Source organism: Xanthomonas sacchari (genome assembly GCF_040529065.1).
Lineage (GTDB): Bacteria > Pseudomonadota > Gammaproteobacteria > Xanthomonadales > Xanthomonadaceae > Xanthomonas_A > Xanthomonas_A sacchari.
In genome coordinates, this window is record NZ_CP132343.1 from 2,905,070 (window position 1) to 2,928,153 (window position 23,084).

Sequence of the window (23,084 nt, forward strand, 5' to 3'; positions counted from 1 at the left end):
GGACTGGCGGGTCTTTTCTGTCCGCCGTTCCCCGCTGTCGCCTTGCCGGCGCCGTGACACGCTGGCGATACACTGACTTCTTTCGGCGCGTGTGCGGGTGCGAGCATGTTTTCCTGGATAGCGGCAACGGTCTTGGCAGTCGCGGCATGGCTGGCGGCCAGTCTCTACCTGTGGCTGGTGCGGCGCCGCGAGAACGAGACCAGCGCCGGGTTGCACGCGCTGGCCGGCCTGCACTGGCGCGATTTCTCCTACATGGTGCGGCGCGCGATGCGCGAACAGCGCGACCTGCAGGACGCCACCGTCGACGAGCACACGAGCCAGGAACCGCAGAGCGACTTCGTGATGACCCGCGGCGACGCGCGCTGGCTGCTGTCGTGCAAGCACGGCCGCGCCTACCGGATCGGCTCGGCCGCGGTCAACGAACTGGGTGCGGCGGCGCGGCTGATGGGCGCGCAGGGCGGCATCCTGATCACCGAAGGCAAGGTGCAGCGCGACGGCATCGCCGCGGCCGAGAAGCAGGCGGTGGAAATCCTCGACGGCCGGCGCATCTGGCCGCTGCTCAAGCCCTACCTGCCCAGCGAACTGGAAGACGGCGTGGTCGGCGCCAGCCGTCGCCGCGCGCAACGCCACATCGCCATCGCCGGCCTGGCGTCGCTGGCCTTGGGCGTGGTGGTCGGCGTCGGTGCGTTGGCGTTGCAGCAACCCGAAGCGCCGCCGGCAGCCGTGGCCGCAACGACGCCATCGCCTACGCCCGCCGCCGCAGCCGCCCCTACGCCGGCCGCAACCACGCCAACCAGCACTAGCGCTGCCGCGCCGGCGCCGACGCTCGACGACGCCGGCGACCTGGCCGAACCCGACCCCGCCACCGAACAACGCCACCGCCAGGATCTCTCCAAGACCCTGGCCGGCACCCCGGGGGTGATCCGCGGCATCTGGCAGACGCAGATGACCCTGGTGGTCGACCGCAGCGGCGACGACGCCCAGGTGTGGCCGCGCATCTGCAAGGAAGTGGAACGCTACCCGTCCCTGCGCACCGTCCGCATCCAGCTCAACCCTCGCCCCGGCCACGAGGAACCGGTGCGGTGGCGGCAATGTAGGACGTTTTGAGCGGGGATTGGGGAATCGGGAATGGGGAGTCGGTAGAGCGGGCTATCGGCGCGCGACGAGCATGCACGAGCGACTTTTTTGCCTGAATGGCACAGCAGCGGCGCTGCGTGCAGCCAGCGCCTTTGCAATTCCCGATTCTCTATTCCCGATTCCCAGCTCCTACCAATGGACGCCCCGCATCAACGCCGCAAACGCGATCTGCTCCTGGCTCGGCTTGGTCTCGCGTAGCGCCTTGCGGTCGCCCTTGGCCGCGGCCGAGTCGGGGAACAGTTCGAAGGCGGTGTTCATCACCACCTCGTAGGCCTTCGGCGCCACCGCATTGACAAGGGCGGCGAAGATGCCCAGGCGGGTGGCCACGCGGCTGGGGCGTTCGATGATGGCCTTGACCATCAGGTCGGCGGCCTCGTCCACGCTCAGCGTCGGCACGCTGTCGTACATCTTGGTCGGGGCGATCATCGGGGTCTTCACCAGCGGCATGTTGACCGTGGTGAAGCTGATGCCCTTGCCCGAGAGTTCGCCCTGCGCGCAGCGGCTCCAGGCGTCCAGCGCGGCCTTGGAGGCGACGTAGGCGGAGAAGCGCGGCGAGTTGGCCAGCACGCCGATTGAGCTGACGTTGATGATGTGACCCTTGCGCCGCGCGGTCATGCCCGGCAGCACGCCCATGATCAGGCGCAGGCTGCCGAAGTAGTTCAGCTGCATGGTCCGCTCGAAATCATGGAAGCGGTCGTAGCTCAGTTCGATCGAGCGGCGGATCGAGCGGCCGGCGTTGTTGATCAGCACGTCGACATGGCCGTGCGCGTCCAGCACGGTCTTGAGCAGGCGGTCGCAGTCGGCCAGGTCCGACAGGTCGGCGGTGTAGGCGAAGACCTTGCCGCCCTTGGCGTTCATCGCATCGCGCGCGGCATGCAGTTCCTGTTCGCCGCGGGCCACGATGACGGTGATGGCGCCGGCCTCGGCGACGCGCTGCGCGGTGGCCAGGCCGATGCCGGAGGAACCGCCGGTGATCAGCACCACCTTGCCGCGGACCTTGCCCTTGAGCGAACGGTCGACGAACAGGTCCGGGTCCAGGTGCCGTTCCCAGTGGTCCCACAGGCGCCAGGCGTAGTCTTCCAGCCGCGGCACGGCAATGCCGCTGCCCTTGAGCGCGCGCTCGGTCTCGCGGCTGTCGAAGCGCGTGGGATAGGTGATGAACTTCAGCACCTCGCGCGGGATGCGGAAGTCGCGCAGCAGCATGCCGGTGAAGCGGCGGATCGGCGGCAGGCTGCCGACCGCGGCGCGGATGCTGGAGGGCACGAACGCGAACATGCGCGCGTCCACGCGCAAGGTCATTTCCGGGGCGTGGCCGGCGCGGCAGAACACGTTGAGCACCTCGCCCACGCGCAGCGGCTCCGGATCGGTGAGGTGGAAGGTGTGGCCGTCGAGCTTGGGCTTGTGCGCGATGTGGTCCATGGCGTCGGCGACGAAGTCCACCGGCACCAGGTTGATCCGCCCGCCCTCGATGCCCAGCATCGGCGCCCACGGCGGCAGCAGCTGGCGCAGCTTCTTGATCAGCGGGAAGAAGTAGTACGGGCCGTCGATCTTGTCGATGGCGCCGGTGCGCGAATCGCCCACCACCATCGCCGGGCGGTAGATGCGCCACTTGATGCGGGTCTCGGCGCGCACCAGCGCCTCGGCGTCGTGCTTGGTGCGCAGATAGGGATCGTCCAGTCCCTCGGCTTCCTCGAACATGTCCTCGCGGAAGATGCCCGGGTACAGCCCGGCCACCGCGATCGAACTGGTGTGGTGGAAGATGCCGGCGCCGAGTTGCGCGGCCAGTTCCAGCGCGTTGCGGGTGCCGTCGAGATTGGCGACGCGCTGGTCCTCGGCCTTGGCGGTGAGGTCGTACAGCGCGGCCAGGTGGAAGAAATGCTTGACCTTGCCCTGCAGCGCCTTGCGCTGCGCCGCGGTCAGCCCGCAGTACGCCGTGCCGACGTCGCCGTGCAGCACCACTAGGCGCTTGGGATCCCAGCCCTGCTCGCGCACCAGCGCATCGAACTTGCGCTGCGACTCCTTGCGCAGCAGCACATGCACGACGCCCTTGCGCCGCATCAGCTTGGCCATCAGGTAACGGCCGATGAAACCGGTGGCGCCTGTCACGAAATACGTCATGCCGAACCATCCCTCGTTCCGCGGCCACGGCCCCTCGCCCGGCCCTGACGCTAACTTGCCAGAGTGCGGCAGGCAGGACAAACGCACGCTGGCGTATGGCGAACGTGCGGCATCGCAACATCGCGCAGCGCAGAGGCGACGGCGGGTACCGCTAGCAACCTGCGTTCGCCTCGGGCCATGTGGTCGTGAAGGAGCGCCGTCAACCGCGACAGCACGGACAAGCGCGTCGCGGCTGAAGCCGCTCCTACAGGATGCTTCCCGGCGTACGTGAATCGCCTGCAGTCGCCGGGCGCGCCCGGCTCAGCGCGCGCCGGGCGAGAAGCGCGCGACGAGGTCGTAGGTGTCGCCGAGAAACACCTGGCGTACGAAGGTCACCGCCTGCTCGCCGCGCCAGGTGCGGCGGTCGATCAGTAGACACGCGGTGCCGGCCGGCACCTGCAGCCGCGCCGCCTGCGCGGCACTGGCGCCGACCGCGCTGATGCGGTGCTCGGCGCGCGTCCAGGGCACGTGCTGCAGCAGCCAACTGCCGGGCACGGTGACCGCGAAGTCCATCTGCAAGGCCTCCGGCACCGCCACCGGATTGATCACCCGCTCCTCCAGCGCGAACGGGCGGCCGTCGGCGTAGTGCAGGCACTGCAGCGCCAGCAGGCTGCCGTCCGCGGCGACCTCGGCTTCCTGCGGCAACGCCGCGCGCGGCGCACGCTGCTGCCGCTCCAGCAGTTCGAAACGGTAGACATGACCGCGCGCGGCGACCTCGACCGGGATGTCCGGGATCTCCAGCGCGACCTGCTCCATGTGCGGATGCGGCCGCGCCACGAACGAGCCGGCGCGGCGCCGGCGCTCGATCATGCCGGCGTCGGCGAGCAGCGCCAGCACCTTGTTGACGGTCATGCGCGAGCAGCCGTACTGCGCCATCAGTTCGTGCTCGAACGGAATGCGGTGGCCTGGTGGCCACTCGCCGCTGCGGATGCGCGCCTCGATGTCGCGGCGGATGCGCTGGTTGAGCGGCAGCGTCGGCGCGGCGGGACTCACGGGCGCTCCGCGCTGCGGCGGCGACTGCGCAAGGCGACGCGAGGCGCGCGCCTCATGCGTCCAGCAACCGGGTCAACGCACGTGCATAGCGCGCGGCGACGGCTTCGCGCTGCAGGTGGCGGCCTTCGCGCACCAGTTCGCGACCGTGGCGCCACACCGAACGCACCGCGCCGCCGCGCGCGGCGAACAGCCAACTGTCCAGCCAGGCGTCGCCATGGCGTGCCTGCAAGGCCGGATGCGCTGCGTCCAGTTCGACCAGATCGGCCGGGGCGCCCTCGCACAGGCCCTGTTCGACACCGAGCGCCTGCGCCGCGCCCCGCGCGGCGGACTGGAACAGGAAGCGGCCGCTGGACAGCGCAGTGTCGCCGGTCAGCACGTTGCGCCCACGCAGGCTCAGGCGCTGGCCGTACTCGAGCAGGCGCAGTTCCTCAGCCGCATCGATCAGCACATTGGAATCGGAGCCCACGCCGAAGCGGCCGCCGACGCGCAGGAAGTCCTGCATCGGGAACAGGCCGTCGCCGAGGTTGGCCTCGGTGATCGGACACAGCCCGACCACGGCGCCACTGGCGGCGATGCCCTGCACTTCGGCGGCGTCGACATGGGTGGCGTGCACCAGGCACCAGCGCGCATCCACCGGCGCGTGCGCCAGCAGCCACTGCACCGGCCGCTGCCCGCTCCAGGCCAGGCAGGCGTCGACCTCGCGGGTCTGCTCGGCGATATGGATGTGCACCGGGCCGTCGCACAGCGGCAGCAGCGCCGCCAGTTCGTCCGGGGTGACCGCGCGCAGGCTGTGCGGGGCCAGGCCCAGCACCGCGTCGTCCAGTCCCTGCAGGGCGCGGCGGCTGCCGTCCAGCAACGCGGCGAAGCCGTCGACGTCGTGCAGCAGACGCTGCTGCGCCGGGTTCGGCGCAGCGCCGCCGAAGTCGGCATGCGCATAGAACACCGGCAGCAGGGTCAGGCCGATACCGCTGGTCTGCGCCGCGGCGGCCAGGCGCTGCGCCATCTCGGCGCGGTCGGCGTAGGGCCGGCCGTCGGCGGCGTGATGCACGTAATGGAACTCGCCGACCCGGGTAAACCCGGCCTCGAGCATTTCCACATAGGCCTGCTCGGCGATGGCCTGCAGATCGTCCGGGCTCAGCCGCTGCAGGAAGCGGTACATCAGCTCGCGCCAGCTCCAGAAGCTGTCGCCGCTGCGCCCGCCGATCTCGGTCAGCCCGGCCATGCCGCGCTGGAAGGCGTGGCTGTGCAGATTGCCCAGCCCGGGCACCACGATGTCCAGGCGTCGATCGCCCAGCGCCGCGGGCGCGCCGCTCTCGACCGCGACGATGCGGCCGCCGCGCACGCCGATGCGCACGTCGCGCGCCCAGCCCTGCGGCAGCAGCGCGTGCGCGCACCAGAATTCGCCCGATCCCGCGTTGCCGCTGGCCTGCTGCTGCACCTGGGTCTGCACTGGACACCCTCCATCGACCACAATATTGTATATACAAAATAACCGACGAACCTGCCCGTGACCATGCCCTGCGACACGCTCTGGCACAACGCGCACCTGATGACGCTGGACGCCGAGGACGGCGGCCTGGGGCTGGTCCACGACGGCGTAGTGGCGTGCCGCGACGGCCGCATCGTCTATGCCGGCGCGGCCGCGCAGTTGCCCGGCCCGCTGTCGGCACAGCGCAGCATCGACTGCGGCGGACGCTGGATCGGCCCCGGCCTGATCGATTGCCACACCCACCTGGTCTATGCCGGCAACCGCGCCGGCGAGTTCGAGCAGCGCCTGCTCGGCGCCAGCTACGCCGACATCGCCCGCGCCGGCGGCGGCATCGTCTCCACGGTGCGCGCCACCCGCGCCGCCGACGAGGACGCCCTGCTCGCCGCCAGCCTGCCGCGGCTGGACGCGCTGCTGGCCGAAGGCGTGACCACGGTGGAGATCAAGTCCGGCTACGGCCTGACGCTGGAGGACGAGCTGCGCCTGCTGCGCGTGGCCCGCCGCCTGGGCGAACTGCGCGCGGTGGCGGTGTCGCCGACCTTCCTCGGCGCGCACGCGGTGCCGCCCGGCGGCGAGGCGCAGGCCTACATCGACGAAGTCTGCGAGCGCATGATCCCGGCGGTCGCCGCGCAGGGTCTGGCCGAGGCGGTGGACGTGTTCTGCGAGCACCTGGCGTTCACCCCGGCGCAGACCGAGCAGGTGTTCCAGGCCGCGCAACACCATGGCCTGGCGCTGAAGATCCACGCCGAGCAATTGTCCAACCAGGGCGGTGCGGCGCTGGCCGCGCGCTACGGCGCGCGCTCGGCCGACCATGTCGAATACCTGGACGACGCCGGCGTCGCCGCGATGGCCGCGGCCGGCACCGTCGCGGTACTGCTGCCGGGCGCGTTCTATTTCACCCGCGACACCCAGCTGCCGCCGATCGCCGCACTGCGCGCCGCCGGCGTGCCACGTGCGCTGGCCACCGACTGCAACCCCGGCACTTCGCCGCTGACCAGCCCGCTGCTGGCGATGAACCTGGCGGCGACGCTGTTCCGGCTGACCGTGGCCGAATGCATCGCCGGCTTCACCCGCGAGGCGGCGCGCGCGCTCGGGCGCCACGACCAGGTCGGCCGGCTGCGCGCCGGGCTGGCCTGCGACCTGGCGATCTGGGACATCGCCGAACCGGCCGAATTGGTCTATCGCATGGGCTTCAACCCGCTGCATGCGCGTATCTGGAGAGGACAATGAGCGACGACGAGATCCTGCTGCGCCCTGGCGCGGTGAGCCTGGCGCAGTGGCGCGCGGTGTACCGCGGCGCCGGCGTGCGGCTTGACCCGGCCTGCGCCGACGCGGTGCTGCGCAGTGCGCAGACCGTGGAGGCGATCGTGGCCACCGGCGCGCCGGTGTACGGCATCAATACCGGCTTCGGCAAGCTGGCCAGCGTGCGCATCGAGCGCGAGGACCTGCACGCCCTGCAGCGCAATATCGTGCTGTCGCATGCGGCCGGGGTGGGCGCGCCGATGCCGGTGCCGGTGGTGCGGCTGATGATGGCGCTGAAGCTGGCCAGTCTGGCGCAGGGCGCCTCCGGTGTGCGCCCGGAAACCTTGTCGATGCTGGAAGCACTGCTGCAGCACGAGGTGATCCCGGTGGTGCCGTGCCAGGGCTCGGTCGGCGCCTCCGGCGACCTGGCGCCGCTGGCGCACCTGGCCACGGTGATGCTCGGCGTCGGCGAGGCCTTCGTCGGCGACGCGCGCCTGCCGGCGGCGCAGGCGCTGGCCCAGGCCGGGCTGCAGCCGCTGACGCTCGGCGCCAAGGAGGGCCTGGCGCTGCTCAACGGCACCCAGTACTCCACCGCCTATGCGCTGGCCGGGCTGTTCGAGATCGAGCGCGTGTTCCATGCCGCGCTGGTCGCCGGCGCGCTGTCCACCGAGGCCGCGAAAGGCTCGGACACCCCGTTCGATCCGCGCATCCACGCGCTGCGCGGCCAGCCCGGGCAGATCGCCACCGCCGCGGCGCTGGGTGAATTGATGCGCGACTCGGCGATCCGCGATTCGCACCGCGACAACGACGTACGCGTGCAGGACCCGTACTGCCTGCGCTGCCAACCGCAGGTGATGGGCGCGGCGCTGGACGTGATGCGCCAGGCCGCCACCACCCTGGCCACCGAGGCCAACGGCGTCTCCGACAATCCGCTGGTGTTCAGCGACACCGGCGAGGCATTGTCCGGCGGCAACTTCCACGCCGAGCCGGTGGCCTTCGCCGCCGACATGCTGGCGCTGGCGGTGTGCGAGATCGGCTCGATCAGCGAACGCCGCGTCGCCATGCTGGTGGACCCGGCGCTGTCCGGGTTGCCGGCGTTCCTGACGCCCAAGCCCGGCCTCAACTCCGGCTTCATGATCCCGCAGGTGACCGCCGCGGCGCTGGTGTCGGAGAACAAGCAGCGCGCGTATCCGGCCAGCGTCGATTCGATCCCCACCTCGGCCAACCAAGAAGACCACGTGTCGATGGCCGCGCACGGCGCGCGTCGCCTGCTGGCGATGGCCGAGAACGCGGCCAACGTGGTCGGCATCGAACTGCTGGCGGCCACGCAGGGCTGCGACTTCCACGCGCCGCTGCGCTCCAGTGCCGCGCTGGAAGCGGCACGCGCGCTGCTGCGCGCCCGCGTGCCGGCGCTGCAGGACGATCGCTACTTCCACCCGGACATGCTGGCCGCGACCGCGCTGGTGCGCGATGGCGCGCTGGCTGCGGCGGTGGGGATGCGCTTGCCCGAGGCGAGCGCCTGATCCGACGCCCCCCTCGTAGGAGCGGCTCTCGCCCCCTGGGATTAGCCGCGACCGTGCTTTCTCGGTAATGCCCGGTCGCGGCTGAAGCCGCTCCTACAACACCGCATAACCCGCGAGGCCGTATGACATCCCTGCCCGACTGGCTCACTGTGCACCGCGGCGATGCGCCGCTGATCCTCAGCTTCCCGCATACCGGCACCGAACTGCCGGAGGCGCTGGCCGACCGCTTCGTCTCGCCATGGCTGGCGCAGCGCGATGCCGACTGGTGGGTGCACCTGCTGTACGACTTCGCCGAAACACTCGGCGCGACCACGGTGCGCACGGCGATCTCGCGCTCGGTGATCGACGTCAACCGCGACCCGGCCGGGGTGTCGCTGTATCCCGGGCAGAACACCACCGGATTGTGCCCGCTCACCACCTTCGACGCGCAGCCGCTGTACCGGCCCGGCGCCGAACCCGACGCGACCGAGATCGACGCGCGCCGCACGCGCTGGTTCACGCCCTACCACGCCGCACTGGACGCGGAGATCGCGCGCCTGCGCGCGCTGCACCCGGCGATCGTGGTGTACGACGCGCACTCGATCCGCTCGCGCATTCCGCACCTGTTCGACGGCGAGCTGCCGCAGTTCAACATCGGCAGCGCCGGTGCCTCCGGCGCGGTCGATAGCAGTTGCGCGGCGGCGCTGACCGACGCGGTCGAACGCGTCTGCGCCGGCAGCGGCTTCAGCCACGTGCGCAACGGCCGCTTCAAGGGCGGCTGGAGCACCCGCCACCACGGCGCGCCGGCCAACGGCGTGCACGCGATCCAGATGGAACTGGCCTGCCGCGGCTACATGCACGAGCCGGACACGGTCGACCAAAGCAACTGGCCCTCGCCGTGGCAACCCGACCACGCCGCGCCGCTGCGCGCGGTGCTGCAGCAGGTGCTGCAGGCCTGCCTCGATTTCGCCCGCCGCCCCGCCGCATCCGCCCGCGCCGCCGACTGACGCGCGCGCAGCGCGCTTTCGCCTTCCGCGCATCCACCTGAGGATTCCCGCATGACCCGCCTCGACGCCACCCGCACCATCCAAGCGCCCACCGGCAGCACCCTCACCGCCAAGAGCTGGCTGACCGAAGCGCCGCTGCGCATGCTGATGAACAACCTGCACCCGGACGTGGCCGAGCGTCCGCAGGAACTGGTGGTGTACGGCGGCATCGGCCGCGCCGCGCGCGACTGGGAAAGCTTCGACGCCATCGTCGAGACGCTCAAGCGGCTGGACGACGACCAGACGCTGCTGGTGCAGTCGGGCAAGCCGGTCGGCGTGTTCCGCACCCATGCCGACGCGCCGCGGGTGCTGATCGCCAACTCCAACCTGGTGCCGCGCTGGGCCAACTGGGACCACTTCAACGAGTTGGACAAGAAGGGCCTGGCCATGTACGGGCAGATGACCGCCGGCAGCTGGATCTACATCGGCGCCCAGGGCATCGTGCAGGGCACTTACGAGACCTTCGTGGAAATGGGCCGGCAGCACTACGGCGGTGATCTGTCCGGCAAGTGGCTGTTCACCGGCGGCCTCGGCGGCATGGGCGGCGCGCAGCCGCTGGCCGCGGTGATGGCCGGCGCCTCGTGCCTGGCGGTGGAGTGCCGCAAGAGCAGCATCGACATGCGCCTGCGCACCGGCTACCTCGATACCTGGACCGATAATCTGGACGAGGCGCTGCGCCTGATCGCCGAATCGTGCACGGCGAAGACGCCGCGGTCGGTCGGCCTGCTCGGCAACGTCGCCGACGTGCTCGCCGAACTGCTGGCGCGCGGGATCAAGCCGGACCTGCTGACCGACCAGACCTCCGCGCACGACCCGGTCAACGGCTACCTGCCGCAGGGCTGGACCGTCGAGCAGTGGGACGCCAAGCGCGTCAGCACGCCTAAGGAGGTGGAACAGGCCGCGCGCGCCTCGATGGCCAATCACATCCGCGCCATGCTCGGCTTCCACGCGCTGGGCGTGCCGACCGTGGACTACGGCAACAACCTGCGGCAGATGGCGCTGGAGGAAGGCGTGGCCAATGCCTTCGATTTCCCGGGCTTCGTCCCCGCCTACATCCGTCCGCTGTTCTGCCGTGGCGTCGGCCCGTTCCGCTGGGCCGCGCTGAGCGGCGACCCGGAGGACATCGCCAGGACCGACGCCAAGGTCAAGGAACTGATTCCCGACAACCCGCACCTGCATCGCTGGCTGGACATGGCCGCCGAGAAGATCCAGTTCCAGGGCCTGCCGGCGCGGATCTGCTGGGTCGGCCTGGGCGATCGCGACCGCCTCGGACTGGCGTTCAACGAGATGGTCGCCAACGGCGAACTGAAGGCGCCGGTGGTGATCGGCCGCGACCACCTGGACAGCGGCAGCGTCGCCTCGCCCAATCGCGAGACCGAGGCCATGGCTGACGGTTCCGACGCGGTCTCCGACTGGCCGCTGCTGAACGCCCTGCTCAACACCGCCAGCGGCGCCACCTGGGTCTCGCTGCATCACGGCGGCGGCGTCGGCATGGGCTTCTCGCAGCACGCCGGCATGGTCATCGTCTGCGACGGCACCGAGGCGGCGGCCAAGCGCATCGCCCGGGTGCTGTGGAACGACCCGGCCACCGGGGTGATGCGCCATGCCGACGCGGGCTATCCCATCGCCCTGGCCTGCGCGCGCGACAAGCAGCTGGATCTGCCCGGCATCCTGCGCTGAGGCCGACGCGGCCTCCGTCGCCTGGTGGCGGCGAGCGGCCCGCGAGGCGCCAAACCGGAACTGCGTCACCGCTCGCACGATGCACCCTCAAGATCGGCCGACGCACGCCGACAAGGGATGCATCGTTTCAAGGAGCCTGCATGGGCATCCTGATCTACCTCACTCCTGCCGTGGCGCTGTGGGCTGCCGTTGCCACAGCGTTCGCGCATGGCTTGTTCCAGCGTCTGGGGCACGCCTATCGGCGCGACGCGACTGCGAAGGAGACCATCGCGCGGTATCAGGCGGCGCTGAGCCAACTGAAGGCGCAGGCCGCCGCCAGCGCGCAGGAACTGGAAACGCTGCGCCAGGACCACGAGCGCCTGCGCGCAACCCTCGAATACGAGGCGGCGCCCGCGGCAGCGGCGTCCGCCACCGCCGCGCCCGCCAATGCGCCTTCGCCGGCCGCAACGAGGGCGGCGCCTGCGCCGACCCCGGCCGCGCCGCCCTCGACCATCGCCCTGGCGCAGATCGACATCGCCGACGAGGTCGGCACCCTGCTCGCGCACGTCGCGCGGGTGGCGCGCAGCATCCGCCGCTACAGCGCCTACAGCCGCGGCCACAACGGCCCGGAGCCGGCCAGCGCGCGCTACGACCTGCACTGGCTGTCCGACTGCCTGCACAACCTGGACCAGGTCGGCCACGCCCTGGCCCGCAACAACATGGAAACCCTCACCGCCGCCTGCACCGAGCTGCTGACCATGTACGAGCAGTACCTGCGCGACGGTTCCGGCTACAACAGCCGCGACACCTTCCAGCGGCTGAGCACCCAGGTGCCGCTGGCCGAGGTCACCGATGCGATCCGTTCCATCGCGGCCAAGGCCTCGCTGGCGCGGCAGGCGCAGGCCGCGCACGAACAGGCCGCGCATGCGCACGAACGCATCGCCGACAGCCGCCAGGCCGACGCACTGTCGATGCTGTGACGGCGCCATCCGCGCCGGCCGACTGCCGCGCCCCGCGTTGACCCGGCCCCGCGCCCGTGCTGTGATGCCTGCCGGTCAGGGCGGAGCGGGATCATGGCAGACAGCAAGGCGGCCTTCGAGAAAGCGGTCCAGGACATCAAGCAACGGGCCGAGCGCCCCGACAACGACACGCTGTTGCGGCTCTATGCGCTGTACAAGCAAGGCTCGGAGGGCGACGTCAGCGGCGCCAAGCCGGGCTTCTTCGACTTCGTCGGCACCGCCAAGTACGAGGCCTGGGCCAAGCTCAAGGGCATGCCGCAAGCCGACGCGCAGAAGAAGTACGTGGACCTGGTGAAGAAGCTGCTGGCCTGATGGCCCGCGACACCCGGCGGCGCATCCTCGAGACCGCCCTGGCGATGTTCAACGCGCAGGGCGAGCCGCACGTCACCACCAACCACATCGCCGATGAGCTGGAGATCAGCCCCGGCAACCTGTACTACCACTTCCGCAACAAGGACGACATCATCGAGCACCTGTTCGCGCGCTACGAGGAGCGCATGGACGCGGCGCTGGCGCTGCCGAGCGCGCGCCTGCCGGGGCTGGAGGACATCTGGCTGCAGTTGCACCTGGTGTTCGAGTGCATCTGGGACTACCGCTTCCTGTACCGCGACCTGGTCGAGATCCTCAGCCGCAGCCGGCGCCTGCGCCTGCGCTTCGCGCGCATCCTGCGCCGCGCCGACGCCAGCGTGCAGGCGGTGTTCGAGGGCCTGGCGCAGACCGGGACAATGCGCGCCAGCGCCCAGGAAAGAAGCGGCGTGGCCACCAACGTGCTGGTGGTGGCCACGTTCTGGCTCAACTACGCGGCCGCGCGCGGCGAGAAGGACGAGCAAGTGGCGATCCGCCACGGCATCGTGCAGGTGATGCAATTGATCGCCCCGTTTCTGCGCGAGGCCGAACGCGCGCACCTAGCCGCACTGATGGACGCCTACCTGGATTGATGCACCCAGCCCTGCGCAGCGTCAGGCGCTTGCCCCGGTGGCGGTGTCGGCGGCTGCGCCGTCGAGCACGTAGACCTTGCACACCAGGCCCGGCGGCGTGCGGTAGGTGCGAAAGCCGATCGCCTCGTAGTACGCCTGCCCGAGTGCATTGTCGGCGGCGATGCTGGCGTCGATCCTGGTCAACCCGGCGCTGCGCGCCGCCGCGCAGGTGGCCCGGAACAGCGCGCTGCCGACGCCACGGCGCGCCGCGCGCGGGTCGACATGGGTACCGATGATGCCCCAGCCCTCGGCGACGTCGTAGGCATTGCCGGGACGTGCGATGCGCAGCGACTGGAAACCGAGGACGCGCCCGTCGGACGCCTCCGCCAGCACGCACTGCAAGCGATCGGGATGCTGCAGATAGGTCGCGCGCACCGTCGCCGGATCGGTCGGTGCCTTGCGCAGGCCGGCGGCGAAGATCGCGTTCTGCACCGCGACCATTGCCTCGGCGTCGTCGAGCGTCGCAGTCCGGATCTGCATGGCGTGGGCATCTCGGTTCATAGAGCGAGCGGCGAGTATGCCCGAGCGCGGCCCTGCACCGTGGGTGTGGCCGCGCCGCGTCAGACGTGCGTGCGGCGCTTGCCTGGCGCACGCTTGGCTGCGGCCGTCTTGCCGCCGCGCTTGCTGGCGGCGGCCCGCTTGCGCGGCTGCGGACGCACCTGCAAGCCCAGCTTGACCAGCACCGGCTGCAGGCGCGCCTCGACCTCGGCGCTCAGCGGCTGCACCTGGCCACGCAGCGCCGCGGCGCCCTCGCGCACGCTGCTCTCGGCCTCGTCGGCCAGTTGCGTGGCCAGCGCCTTGAGCGTCGCCGCGCCCTGCGCGGCATCGGCGGCGGCCGCCAGCGCGCGCTTGCGGGTCAGCGCGACCACGCCCAGCCCGGCCAGCCACAGGTGCCGCGGGTTCAGCCGATCCGGCCGCAGCGCGGAAGTGGAACGCTTCTTGGTCGCCATCGCACGATCTCCAGAAGGGCCGGCAGTGGCCCCGATGCGTGCCATGCTGGCGCCGGCGGCTTGAGCAAACACACTATCCACGACCACCCTTGCCACGCGCCGGCGCCCGCGCCATGCTCGGCGCGGACGCCGTGGCCCGGCGCCGCACAGGGAGATCCGCATGGCAGCAAAATCGGGCGCCTGGGCGCCGTTTCCGTACGACGCCAAGGCCTACGCCTATGCCGGCGATGCGCTGAAGAAAGCCTGGCCCAAGCTGCACGCCGGCGACCGCGAACCCTATCCGGACCCGGCGCGCGCGCAGGCGCTGCTGGATGCCGCCGGCAAGGCCGGCAAGGGGCACGACGCGCAGACCCTCTCGGCCGCGTTGATCGAGGCCTGGCGGGCCTTCCACCATGGGCAGTTCCAGCAGGCCTACGAGGCCGGCAAGGCGCTGGGCGTGTTCGGTGCCTCGGTCGCGGTCAAGGCGATCGGCATCCACGCCGGCTATCTGGTCGATGACGAAAAAGAGCAGTTGCAGCGGCTGCAGCAGGCCGCGGCACTGGCCGAAGCGGCGATCGCGACGCTGCCGGATGAGGCCAACAGCCACTACCGCCACGCCTTCGCGCTGGGCCGCTACAGTCAGGGATTGAGCATCGTCAAGGCGCTCAAGCAGGGCATCGCCAGCAAGGTGCGCACGTCGCTGGAAGCGGCGCTGGAACTGGAGCCCAAGCATGCCGAGGCGCACATGGCGCTGGCGCTGTACCACGCCGAGATCATCGGCAAGGTCGGCGCAATGATCGGCGGCCTCACCTACGGGGCCAAGGCGGCCACCGCCGAACAGCACATCCAGCAGGCGCTGAAACTGGTGCCGGACGCCCCGATCGCCCACGTCGAACACGCCAACGTGCTGCTGTTGCTGCATGGGGACAAGCGCGAGGACGCTGCCGCCGCGGCCTTCGAGAAAGCCGCCAAGCTCAAGCCGCGCGATGCGATGGAAGCCCTGGACGCGGCGTTCGCCCGGGATCAGTTGGAGTAGGCGCCGTCGCAAGCTGAGGGTATCTCACCCCTACCCCGTAGGAGCGGCTTCAGCCGCGACAAGCCTTCACGGGAATGCCTGTCGCGGCTGAAGCCGCTCCTACGACGCATCGCACACCCGTGGTTGGACGCACGCAACGCGATGGGCGTGAGCGGCGACACCGCCTCCGCCACGCCCCGCCGCCGCTACGCCGCATCGCGACCTCGCAGCGGCAGCCCGCATCAGTTTGCCGGCGGCAGCGCATAGGCGATCACGTAGTCGCCGCGCTTGGTCTCCATGAAGTGATGGCCGGCAGCGACGATGACCAGGTACTCGCGCCCGTCGACCGCGTACACCATCGGCGTGGCCTGGCCACCGGCGGGCAGCTTGGCCTGCCACAGGGTCTTGCCGCTGGCCAGGTCGATCGCGCGGATCATGTCGTCTGTGGCCGCGGCGATGAAGATCAGCCCGCTGGCGCTGACCACGGCGCCGCCGTTGTTGCGCGTGCCGATCTCGATCGGCAATCCGGAGTGGATGCCGAACGGGCCGTTGCCGCGCGCACTGCCGAACGGACGGTCCCACAGCGTTTTGCCGCTGGCCAAATCGATCGCACGGATGCCGCCGTACGGCGGCTGCTTGCACAGCAGCCCGGTGAACGGCAGGCGCCAGCCGGCGTTGACGTTGATCGCGTACGGCGTGCCGGCCTGCGGATCGCCGGCGCCCTCGGCGCCGCCGCTGTCGCCGCGCACCTGGTCGCGCGGCGCCCAGCCCATCTTGTCGGCCTTGGCCCGCGGCACCAGCAGGTTGTAGTTGGGCATGTCGTTGTAGTTGGCGACGATCACACCCCGCCGCGGATCCACCGCCACGCTGCCCCAGTCCGAGCCGCCGTTGTAACCGGGGTACTCGATCGAATGGCGGTCGGCTTCCGGCGGCGTGTAGATGCCCTTGTAGCTGGCACTGCGGAACTGGATGCGGCACACCAGTTGGTCGATCGGGGTCATGCCCCACATGTCGCGCTCGGTCAGGTCGCGCTTGCGCAGCGTGTGGTACAGCGAGAACGGCTGGGTCTTGGCGCGGCGCTGCGGCTCCACACCGCCGCCCGGCACCGCGCGTTCCTCGACCCCGACCAGCGGCGTGCCGGTGCGCCGGTCGAGCACGTACAGCTCGCCCTGCTTGCTCGGCAGCAGCACCGCCGGCACGGTGGTGCCGTCGTGCGGGAAATCCAGCAATGTCGGTTGCGACCCCAGGTCGTAGTCCCACACGTCGATGTGAGTGGTCTGGAAATTCCACACCGGCTTGCCGGTGGTGACGTCCAGCGCGACCAGCGAGGTCGCATAGCGGTCTTCCTGCGGAGTGCGCGAACTGCTCCAGTAGTCGGCCGAGGAATTGCCCATCGGCAGGTACACGTAGCCGAGTTGCTCATCGCCGGCCGCGCTGGTCCACATGTTGGGCGTACCACGGGTCCAGGTCTGCCCCGGCGGCGGCGCGCCGGTCCAGTCCGGATGGGTCATGTCCCAGGCCCAGCGCAGCGCACCGGTCACCGCATCGAAGCCCTGGATCACGCCGGACGGCTCGTAACGCTTTTGTCCGTCCAGCACCTGGTGGCCGGTGACGACGACCCCGCGCACGATGGTCGGCGGCGAATTGATCGAGACGTAGCCCGGCGGCGTGGAGCCCATGCCGGCGGTGATGTCGACCTGGCCGTGCTGGCCGAAGTCTTCGCAGGGCTTGCCGTCGGCCGCATCGACCGCGATCAGGCGCCCGTCCAAAGTGCCTTCGATGATGCGCTGGCGGCAAGCCGTGGACGCCGAGGCCTGGGCGTCGGGCACCGCGTAATAGCTGACGCCGCGGCAGGCGGCGGTATACGGGATCGCCTTGTCCGCCACCTTGGGATCGTAGCGCCAGCGTTCGCGGCCGCTGCGCGCATCCAGCGCGATCATCTGGTTGCGTGCGCTGCACAGGTACAGGCTGTCGCCGATCTTCAGCGGCGTGGTTTCCGCGCCCCAGCGCTTGTCCGGCAGGTCGCCGGTGCGGAAGGTCCAGGCGGTACGCAACTGCGCCACGTTGTCCGGGGCGATCTGCCGCAGCGGCGTATAGCGGCTGCCGGCGTTGTCGCGGCCGTAGGCGGCCCAGTCGGCATCGGCAGGCGCGTCGGCAGGCTGCGCGCCGGTGCGCGGGGTCGCCAGCGCCGCGGCCATGCCGGCCGCATGCGCCAGCGTGCCGTCGGCCTCGGTCACGCCGTACGGCAGGAACGCCAGCGCGAACGCGCCGACGAACACCAGTGCCAGCACCGCGGCGAGCGTGCGCGACAGCGTGCGCGAGAACGGCCGGTCCAGCCGCGGCAGCAGCAACGCCAGCAACAGCGCCAGGAACACCATCAGGCCCATGCGCGGCACCCAGCGCCAATAATCGGTGCCCGACTCCCATGCCGCCCACAGCAGCGACAGCAGGAAGGTCGCGGCGAACCACAGCGCGCCGCTGCGCCGCGCGCGCCACAGCTGCACGCCGGAGATCGCCAGGCCGAGGCCGGCGACCAGGTAGTACCAGGAGCCGCCCAACGCCAGCAGCCAGGCGCCGCCAATCGTCAGCACTGCGCCGATCAGCGCGCAGACACCGCCGAGCAACCGCAGCGGCCAGCCGCCACGACGCTCGGTTCGTTCGAATTCGTTCATTGCCACTCCTCGCAGGACACGGCCACGCGGAACATCCGCCGTGGCAGCGGCGCGTGCGCGCCGCCTCGCGTTTATCCCAGGCTGCAAGTGAACATCACGCGTTTCCGGGCGACACACAGTGACACGCAATCTTGCGGTCTTCGTGATCCGGCGCCGACCTGGGCATCACACAGCATGTGCAGTGGAGAGCAGCGATTGCCCGAGGACATTGAGACAGGCGATGTGGCGCGGCGGCAGAACGCATGACTGTCGTGGCGCCGCCAGCGTGCACGCGCAGCAGGTCGCTAGCATCGTCATGGTGGCCACTCCAAAAACGACGACGCCGGCACGAGGCCGGCGTCGTCGTTCGCTCAGGCGTGGATCACGCCTGCGGCGGTGCTGCCTCGCCAGCGCCTTCGGCGGCGCCCTCCTCGCCCGGCAACCCGTCTTCCTCGACCAGCGAGCCGTCCAGGCGTTCCACCGCCTGCAGCTTCTCGCCCTTGGACAGGCGGATCAGGGTCACGCCCTGGGTGTTGCGGCCGACGCGGGAGATTTCCGAGGCGCGGGTCCGCACCAGGGTGCCGCCGTCGGAGATCAGCAGCACTTCGTCGCGGGTGCTCAGCAGCACCGCACCGACCAGCTTGCCGTTGCGCTCGCTGGTCTGGATGCCGATGACGCCCTGGGTGCCGCGGCCCTTGCGCGGATACTCGCCCAGCGGGGTGCGCTTGCCGTAGCCGTTCTCGGTCGCGGTTAGGATGTAGGCATCGGCCTCGTCGCCGTTGCGCGCCTCGGCCTCGACCTCGGTGTCGGCCGCGGCGTCGACGTCCTCGGCGTCCTCGTCCTGACCCACCGCCGGCTCGGCCACGATCAGGCTGACCACGTACTCGCTCTTGGCCAGGCGGATGCCGCGCACGCCGCGGCTGCTGCGTCCGGTCGGCTTGACCCCGCCACGGCTCTTGCGCCGCGCGCCGCGGGCGTCGTCGCCCTCCTCGCCACCGGCCTCGTCGTCGGCGACGGCGCCGTCGTCGGCAGCGGCCTCGTCGACGGCCGCATCATCGGTCTCGTCGTCCTTGGGCCGTTCGGAGAAGCGCACGGTCTTGCCGTTGGAGGCGAACAGCAGCACGTCGCGCTCGCCGTCGGTGAGCGCCACGCCGACCAGCGCGTCGCCCTCGTCCAGATTGATCGCGATCTTGCCGATCTTGCGCTGGAACGCGAACTCGCTCAGCGGGGTCTTCTTGACCATGCCGTTGCGGGTGGCGAAGAACACGTAGCGGCCTTCGGCGTACTCGCGCACCGGCAGCACCGCCTGCACGCGCTCGCCGTTCTCCAGCGGAATCCAGTTGACGATCGGGCGGCCGCGCGCATTCGGCCCGGCCTCCGGCAACTGGTGCACCGGCAGCCAGAACACCTTGCCGCTGCTGGTGAAGGTCAGCAGCGTGTCGTGGGTGTTGACCAGCCACAGCTGGTCGATGAAATCCTCTTCCTTGGTCGCCGCCGCGCTGCGGCCGCGGCCGCCACGACGCTGCGCGCGGTAGGCGCTGACCGGCTGGCGCTTGGCGTAGCCGGCATGCGACAGGGTCACCACCACGTCTTCCGGCGCGATCAGGTCGAGGATGTCCAGGTCCTCTTCGCTGTGGCGGATCTCGGTGCGGCGCGCGTCGCCGTATTCCTCGCGGATGTTGACCAGTTCCTCGCGGATCACCTGCAGCAGCACGTCCGGGTTTTCCAGGATGCGGATCAGCCCGGCGATGGCCTCCAGCAGCTGCTTGTATTCCTCGGTCAGGCGCTCCTGCTCCAGGCCGGTCAGGCGGTGCAGGCGCATTTCCAGGATCTGCGTGGCCTGCACTTCGGTCAGCTGGTAGCCGCCGCCGACCAGACCGACGCCGCTGGGCAGGTCTTCCGGGCGCGAGGCCTCGGCGCCGGCCGCATTGAGCAGCGCGCCGACCAGGCCCGGCTGCCAGGTCTTGGCCAGCATGCGCTCGCGCGCTTCGTTCGGGTTCGCCGAGGTCTTGATCAGCTCGATCATCTCGTCGATGTTGGCGAGCGCGACGGTCAGGCCTTCCAGAATGTGCGCACGCGCGCGCGCCTTGCGCAGTTCGAAGATGGTGCGGCGAGTGACCACTTCGCGACGGTGGCGGACGAACGCCTCCAGCATCTGCTTGAGGTTCAGCAGCTGCGGGCGGCCGTCGACCAGCGCCACCATGTTGATGCCGAACACCGACTCCATCTGGGTCTGCTGGTACAGGTTGTTCAGCACCACGTCGGCGGCTTCGCCGCGCTTGACCTCGATGTAGATGCGCATGCCGTCCTTGTCGGACTCGTCGCGCAGCTCGCTGATGCCCTCGAGCTTCTTTTCCTTGACCAGCTCGGCGATCTTCTCGATCAGCCGCGCCTTGTTGACCTGGTACGGAATCTCGGTGACCACGATCGCTTCGCGGCCGTTGTCCTGGATCTCGATCTCGGCCTTGGCGCGCATGCGCACGCGGCCGCGGCCGGTGCGGTAGCCGGCGACGATGCCGGTGGTGCCGTTGACGATGCCCGCGGTCGGGAAATCCGGGCCGGGGATGTGTTCCATCAGCCCGTCGACGTCGATCTGCGGGTTGTCGATCAGCGCCAGGCAGGCATTGATCGACTCGGTCAGGTTGTGCGGCGGAATGTTGGTGGCCATGCCCACCGCGATGCCGGCCGAGCCGTTGACCAGCAGGCTCGGGAAGCGCGTCGGCATCACCGACGGTTCCTGTTCCTTCTCGTCGTAGTTGGGCTGGAAATCGACGGTTTCCTTGTCGATGTCGGCCATCATCTCGTGCGCGAGCCGCGACATGCGCGCCTCGGTGTAACGCATCGCCGCCGCGGAATCGCCGTCGACCGAGCCGAAGTTGCCCTGCCCGTCCACCATCATGTAGCGCAGCGAGAACGGCTGCGCCATGCGCACCAGGGTGTCGTACACCGACTGGTCGCCGTGCGGGTGGTACTTACCGATGACGTCGCCGACGATACGCGCCGACTTGTAGTAGGGCTTGTTGCTGTGCGCGCCCAACTCGTTCATCGCGAACAACACGCGGCGATGCACCGGCTTGAGGCCGTCGCGCGCATCCGGGAGGGCACGCCCCACGATCACGCTCATGGCGTAATCGAGGTAGCTCTTGCGCATCTCGTCTTCCAGGTTGACCTGGATGATTTCCTTGGCGGATTCTGCCATTCGGGTTCCGTAAGTCTGGTGGCGGATCGACCACGACGCCGGCCCGCGACAGGCGGGCCCGCCGCGGCCGCACGCCTAGGGCGCACGGCGGTCGATCGAACCGCCGGATTCTATCATGACGGGCGCCCGATTGCCCGGTTTTGCCGGCGCGAACAAGCACTTGCGCGCCTTCGGCGGCGCCCGCCGGGCGCCGCCGCAGTGTCCCGGGTCAGCCGCCGAAGGCGGCGCGCATGCGCGGCAGGTCCGGGCGCTCGATGACCCCGCGCTCGGTGACGATGGCATCGATCAGGTCCGCTGGGGTCACGTCGAATACCGGATTCCAGGCGGCGATGCCGTCGGCCACGGTGCGGGTGCCGCCGACGCCGAACAGCTCGCCCGGATCGCGCTGCTCGATCTCGATCTGCGCGCCGTCGGCTGTGTCCATGTCCACCGTGGACGACGGCGCCACCACCATGAACCTGACGCCATGGTGGCGCGCGGCGATCGCCAGCTGGTAGGTGCCGATCTTGTTGGCGGTGTCGCCGTTGGCGCAGATGCGGTCGGCGCCGACGATCACCCACTGCACCGCGCCGGTCTTCATCAGGTGCGAGGCGGCCGAATCGGCGATCAGGGTGGCATCGATGCCATCCTGCTGCAGTTCCCACACGGTCAGCCGCGCGCCCTGCAGCCAGGGCCGGGTCTCGCCGGCGAACACCTTGGCGATGCGCTGCTGGGCGACGCCGGCACGGATCACACCCAACGCGGTGCCGAAGCCGGCGGTGGCCAGCGAGCCGGTGTTGCAATGGGTCAGCACGCCGCTGCCGGGCGCGATCAGGCCGGCGCCGAGCGCGCCCATGTGCCGGTTGGCGGCCAGATCCTCTTCGGCGATCGCCTGCGCCTCGCGCTCCAGCACCGAGCGCCAGTCGCTGCCGGCCGCGCCAAGCGCCGTGCGCATGCGCGCCAGCGCCCAGGCCAGGTTGACCGCGGTCGGCCGCGCGGCATTGAGCCGCTGCAAGGCCGGCTCCAGCTTCAGCAGCGCCTCGGCGCCGTCTTCGGCCTGCACCTCGCGTGCGGCCAGCACGGTGCCCCAGCCGGCGGCGATGCCGATCGCGGGCGCGCCACGCACGGCCAGGGCGTGGATCGCCGCGGCGACCTGGTCGCTGTCGCTGCAGCGCACGTGTTCCACCGCGAACGGCAGCTTGCGCTGGTCCAGCAGTTCCAGCGCATCGCCGGTCCACAGGATCGGGCGGATATGGTCGTAGCGGGCGTAATCAATATCGAGGGCGGCGTTCATCGCCCCATTGTAAACGCCGGCGATTGCGGATTGAGGACGTCGCGCGGCGTCGCAGCGCCGTGCCAGCGCTCAGTTGACGCTGAACTCGGCGCGACAGCCCTTGTCGACCCAGATGCCGTCGCGGTCCCAGCCCCAGCTGTCGTTCTGCACGCAAGGCGCGCCGGACAACTGCCGGCGCAGTTGCACATGGTCCTGGACACTGACGCCACAGCGGCGCCGCGCCTTGCCCTTGGATTCGCACAACACCGGCCGTGGGCCGGCGGGAAACCCGGAGCCGTCGGCGGCGCCGATCTCGAACTCGCCGCGGCAGCCGCGCGCGACCCAAATCTCGTTGCGGCGCACGCCCCAGCTGCGCTCCTCGCGGCACGGCACCGACGACAACTGCCGCATCAACCGCACCGGCGCCCCGCGCAGCATCACCGGGCAACTCTCCAGGCGACCATCGGACTCGCAGCGCAACACGCGGCGCATCGCGCTGCGCGGCGCTTCCACCGGATTGGGACGGAATTCGGCACGACAACCGAGGGTGACCCACACGCCGGTGGCGTCAGACCCCCACTCGCTGCCGCGGATGCAGTCGTTGTCGGAGAGTTGCCGCACCAGTTGCACGCCCTGGTCGGTGGACATCGGACAGTGCACCCAGGTCATGTCGCGCGACTCGCAGCGGACCACCGCGGCATCGTACGCATCGGTGTCCTGCGCCGGCGACGGCGTTGGCCACACGCTTGCCGCCAACCCCAGCCAACACCAGCCACCGAGCCCGTACGCCCACTTCATGCTTGGCTCTGCCCCTATGCCT

At 70.4% G+C, this 23,084-nt stretch carries 18 protein-coding genes; 9 read left to right on the plus strand and 9 right to left on the minus strand.

The annotated features are described in order from the left end of the window. The first annotated feature begins 105 nt into the window (after positions 1-105). Positions 106-1,107, plus strand: a complete 1,002-nt coding sequence (locus RAB71_RS12180) for a restriction endonuclease (RefSeq protein ID WP_029562025.1) — start codon at positions 106-108, stop codon at positions 1,105-1,107. A 159-nt stretch (positions 1,108-1,266) separates the two neighbouring features. Here the strand turns inward: RAB71_RS12180 and RAB71_RS12185 are convergent, their stop codons facing one another. The 3 genes from RAB71_RS12185 to RAB71_RS12195 form a co-directional block, all read right to left on the minus strand. After that, positions 1,267-3,255, minus strand: coding sequence for an SDR family oxidoreductase (locus tag RAB71_RS12185; RefSeq protein ID WP_010342556.1), 1,989 nt, complete (start codon positions 3,253-3,255; stop codon positions 1,267-1,269). A 300-nt stretch (positions 3,256-3,555) separates the two neighbouring features. Further along, positions 3,556-4,287: a histidine utilization repressor gene (gene hutC / locus RAB71_RS12190; RefSeq protein ID WP_010342555.1), complete on the minus strand. Its 732-nt coding sequence runs from the start codon at positions 4,285-4,287 to the stop codon at positions 3,556-3,558. A 52-nt stretch (positions 4,288-4,339) separates the two neighbouring features. Continuing rightward, the gene (locus RAB71_RS12195) at positions 4,340-5,737 is read right to left on the minus strand and encodes a formimidoylglutamate deiminase (RefSeq protein ID WP_010342554.1); all 1,398 of its coding nucleotides are present in this window, start codon (positions 5,735-5,737) and stop codon (positions 4,340-4,342) included. 63 nt (positions 5,738-5,800) lie between these two features. Between RAB71_RS12195 and hutI the strand changes: the two genes are divergently transcribed. The 7 genes from hutI (at position 5,801) to RAB71_RS12230 (ending at position 13,179) form a co-directional block, all read left to right on the plus strand. Continuing rightward, on the plus strand, positions 5,801-7,003 hold the full coding sequence (gene hutI / locus RAB71_RS12200; protein ID WP_010342553.1) for an imidazolonepropionase: 1,203 nt from the start codon (positions 5,801-5,803) through the stop codon (positions 7,001-7,003). Then, complete coding sequence (gene hutH / locus RAB71_RS12205) at positions 7,000-8,538, plus strand: histidine ammonia-lyase (protein ID WP_010342552.1); 1,539 nt, start codon at positions 7,000-7,002, stop codon at positions 8,536-8,538. Before hutI ends, hutH begins: the two co-directional genes overlap by 4 nt. A gap of 122 nt (positions 8,539-8,660) precedes the next feature. Then, positions 8,661-9,524 carry an N-formylglutamate deformylase gene (hutG, locus tag RAB71_RS12210; RefSeq protein WP_010342551.1) on the plus strand — a complete coding sequence of 288 codons (864 nt, stop codon included), beginning with the start codon at positions 8,661-8,663 and terminating at the stop codon, positions 9,522-9,524. A gap of 51 nt (positions 9,525-9,575) precedes the next feature. Then, complete coding sequence (gene hutU, locus RAB71_RS12215; RefSeq protein WP_010342550.1) at positions 9,576-11,243, plus strand: urocanate hydratase; 1,668 nt, start codon at positions 9,576-9,578, stop codon at positions 11,241-11,243. 140 nt (positions 11,244-11,383) lie between these two features. Next, the gene (locus RAB71_RS12220) at positions 11,384-12,202 is read left to right on the plus strand and encodes a hypothetical protein (protein WP_010342549.1); all 819 of its coding nucleotides are present in this window, start codon (positions 11,384-11,386) and stop codon (positions 12,200-12,202) included. Positions 12,203-12,295: 93 nt separating this feature from the next. Continuing rightward, positions 12,296-12,553 carry an acyl-CoA-binding protein gene (locus RAB71_RS12225; RefSeq protein ID WP_010342548.1) on the plus strand — a complete coding sequence of 86 codons (258 nt, stop codon included), beginning with the start codon at positions 12,296-12,298 and terminating at the stop codon, positions 12,551-12,553. Continuing rightward, a complete protein-coding gene (locus tag RAB71_RS12230) occupies positions 12,553-13,179 on the plus strand; it encodes a TetR/AcrR family transcriptional regulator (RefSeq protein WP_010342547.1) in 627 nt (208 codons plus the stop codon). The genes RAB71_RS12225 and RAB71_RS12230 overlap by 1 nt, the downstream gene beginning before the upstream one ends. 21 nt (positions 13,180-13,200) lie before the next feature. On the opposite strand, the gene RAB71_RS12235 is transcribed toward RAB71_RS12230, so the two are convergent. After that, positions 13,201-13,698, minus strand: coding sequence for a GNAT family N-acetyltransferase (locus tag RAB71_RS12235; protein ID WP_010342546.1), 498 nt, complete (start codon positions 13,696-13,698; stop codon positions 13,201-13,203). Between the two features lie 80 nt (positions 13,699-13,778). Continuing rightward, positions 13,779-14,168, minus strand: coding sequence for a hypothetical protein (locus tag RAB71_RS12240; RefSeq protein ID WP_010342545.1), 390 nt, complete (start codon positions 14,166-14,168; stop codon positions 13,779-13,781). A gap of 160 nt (positions 14,169-14,328) precedes the next feature. Here RAB71_RS12240 and RAB71_RS12245 point away from each other — a divergent pair, with 160 nt between their 5' ends. Continuing rightward, positions 14,329-15,183, plus strand: a complete 855-nt coding sequence (locus RAB71_RS12245) for a hypothetical protein (protein WP_010342543.1) — start codon at positions 14,329-14,331, stop codon at positions 15,181-15,183. A 221-nt stretch (positions 15,184-15,404) separates the two neighbouring features. Here the strand turns inward: RAB71_RS12245 and RAB71_RS12250 are convergent, their stop codons facing one another. The 4 genes from RAB71_RS12250 to RAB71_RS12265 form a co-directional block, all read right to left on the minus strand. After that, positions 15,405-17,834 carry a membrane-bound PQQ-dependent dehydrogenase, glucose/quinate/shikimate family gene (locus RAB71_RS12250; protein ID WP_010342542.1) on the minus strand — a complete coding sequence of 810 codons (2,430 nt, stop codon included), beginning with the start codon at positions 17,832-17,834 and terminating at the stop codon, positions 15,405-15,407. Between the two features lie 361 nt (positions 17,835-18,195). Next, positions 18,196-21,012 (minus strand): DNA gyrase subunit A, encoded by a 2,817-nt coding sequence (gyrA, locus tag RAB71_RS12255; RefSeq protein WP_010342541.1) that lies wholly within the window; start codon positions 21,010-21,012, stop codon positions 18,196-18,198. A 208-nt stretch (positions 21,013-21,220) separates the two neighbouring features. Then, positions 21,221-22,285, minus strand: a complete 1,065-nt coding sequence (mtnA, locus tag RAB71_RS12260) for an S-methyl-5-thioribose-1-phosphate isomerase (protein WP_010342540.1) — start codon at positions 22,283-22,285, stop codon at positions 21,221-21,223. A 69-nt stretch (positions 22,286-22,354) separates the two neighbouring features. After that, on the minus strand, positions 22,355-23,062 hold the full coding sequence (locus RAB71_RS12265) for a DUF3011 domain-containing protein (protein ID WP_040901717.1): 708 nt from the start codon (positions 23,060-23,062) through the stop codon (positions 22,355-22,357). Between the last annotated feature and the right edge of the window lie 22 nt (positions 23,063-23,084).

Bases quoted from the DNA above. Each gene is read 5' to 3' on its own strand.
- RAB71_RS12220 (WP_010342549.1), top strand. From the start codon at position 11,384: ATGGGCATCCTGATCTACCTCACTCCTGCCGTGGCGCTGTGGGCTGCC.
- hutG (WP_010342551.1), top strand. From the start codon at position 8,661: ATGACATCCCTGCCCGACTGGCTCACTGTGCACCGCGGCGATGCGCCG.
- mtnA (WP_010342540.1), bottom strand. From the start codon at position 22,285: ATGAACGCCGCCCTCGATATTGATTACGCCCGCTACGACCATATCCGC.
- RAB71_RS12250 (WP_010342542.1), bottom strand. From the start codon at position 17,834: ATGAACGAATTCGAACGAACCGAGCGTCGTGGCGGCTGGCCGCTGCGG.
- RAB71_RS12180 (WP_029562025.1), top strand. From the start codon at position 106: ATGTTTTCCTGGATAGCGGCAACGGTCTTGGCAGTCGCGGCATGGCTG.
- RAB71_RS12225 (WP_010342548.1), top strand. From the start codon at position 12,296: ATGGCAGACAGCAAGGCGGCCTTCGAGAAAGCGGTCCAGGACATCAAG.
- gyrA (WP_010342541.1), bottom strand. From the start codon at position 21,012: ATGGCAGAATCCGCCAAGGAAATCATCCAGGTCAACCTGGAAGACGAG.
- hutI (WP_010342553.1), top strand. From the start codon at position 5,801: ATGCCCTGCGACACGCTCTGGCACAACGCGCACCTGATGACGCTGGAC.
- RAB71_RS12230 (WP_010342547.1), top strand. From the start codon at position 12,553: ATGGCCCGCGACACCCGGCGGCGCATCCTCGAGACCGCCCTGGCGATG.
- RAB71_RS12265 (WP_040901717.1), bottom strand. From the start codon at position 23,062: ATGAAGTGGGCGTACGGGCTCGGTGGCTGGTGTTGGCTGGGGTTGGCG.
- RAB71_RS12235 (WP_010342546.1), bottom strand. From the start codon at position 13,698: ATGCAGATCCGGACTGCGACGCTCGACGACGCCGAGGCAATGGTCGCG.
- hutU (WP_010342550.1), top strand. From the start codon at position 9,576: ATGACCCGCCTCGACGCCACCCGCACCATCCAAGCGCCCACCGGCAGC.
- RAB71_RS12245 (WP_010342543.1), top strand. From the start codon at position 14,329: ATGGCAGCAAAATCGGGCGCCTGGGCGCCGTTTCCGTACGACGCCAAG.
- RAB71_RS12240 (WP_010342545.1), bottom strand. From the start codon at position 14,168: ATGGCGACCAAGAAGCGTTCCACTTCCGCGCTGCGGCCGGATCGGCTG.
- hutH (WP_010342552.1), top strand. From the start codon at position 7,000: ATGAGCGACGACGAGATCCTGCTGCGCCCTGGCGCGGTGAGCCTGGCG.
- RAB71_RS12185 (WP_010342556.1), bottom strand. From the start codon at position 3,255: ATGACGTATTTCGTGACAGGCGCCACCGGTTTCATCGGCCGTTACCTG.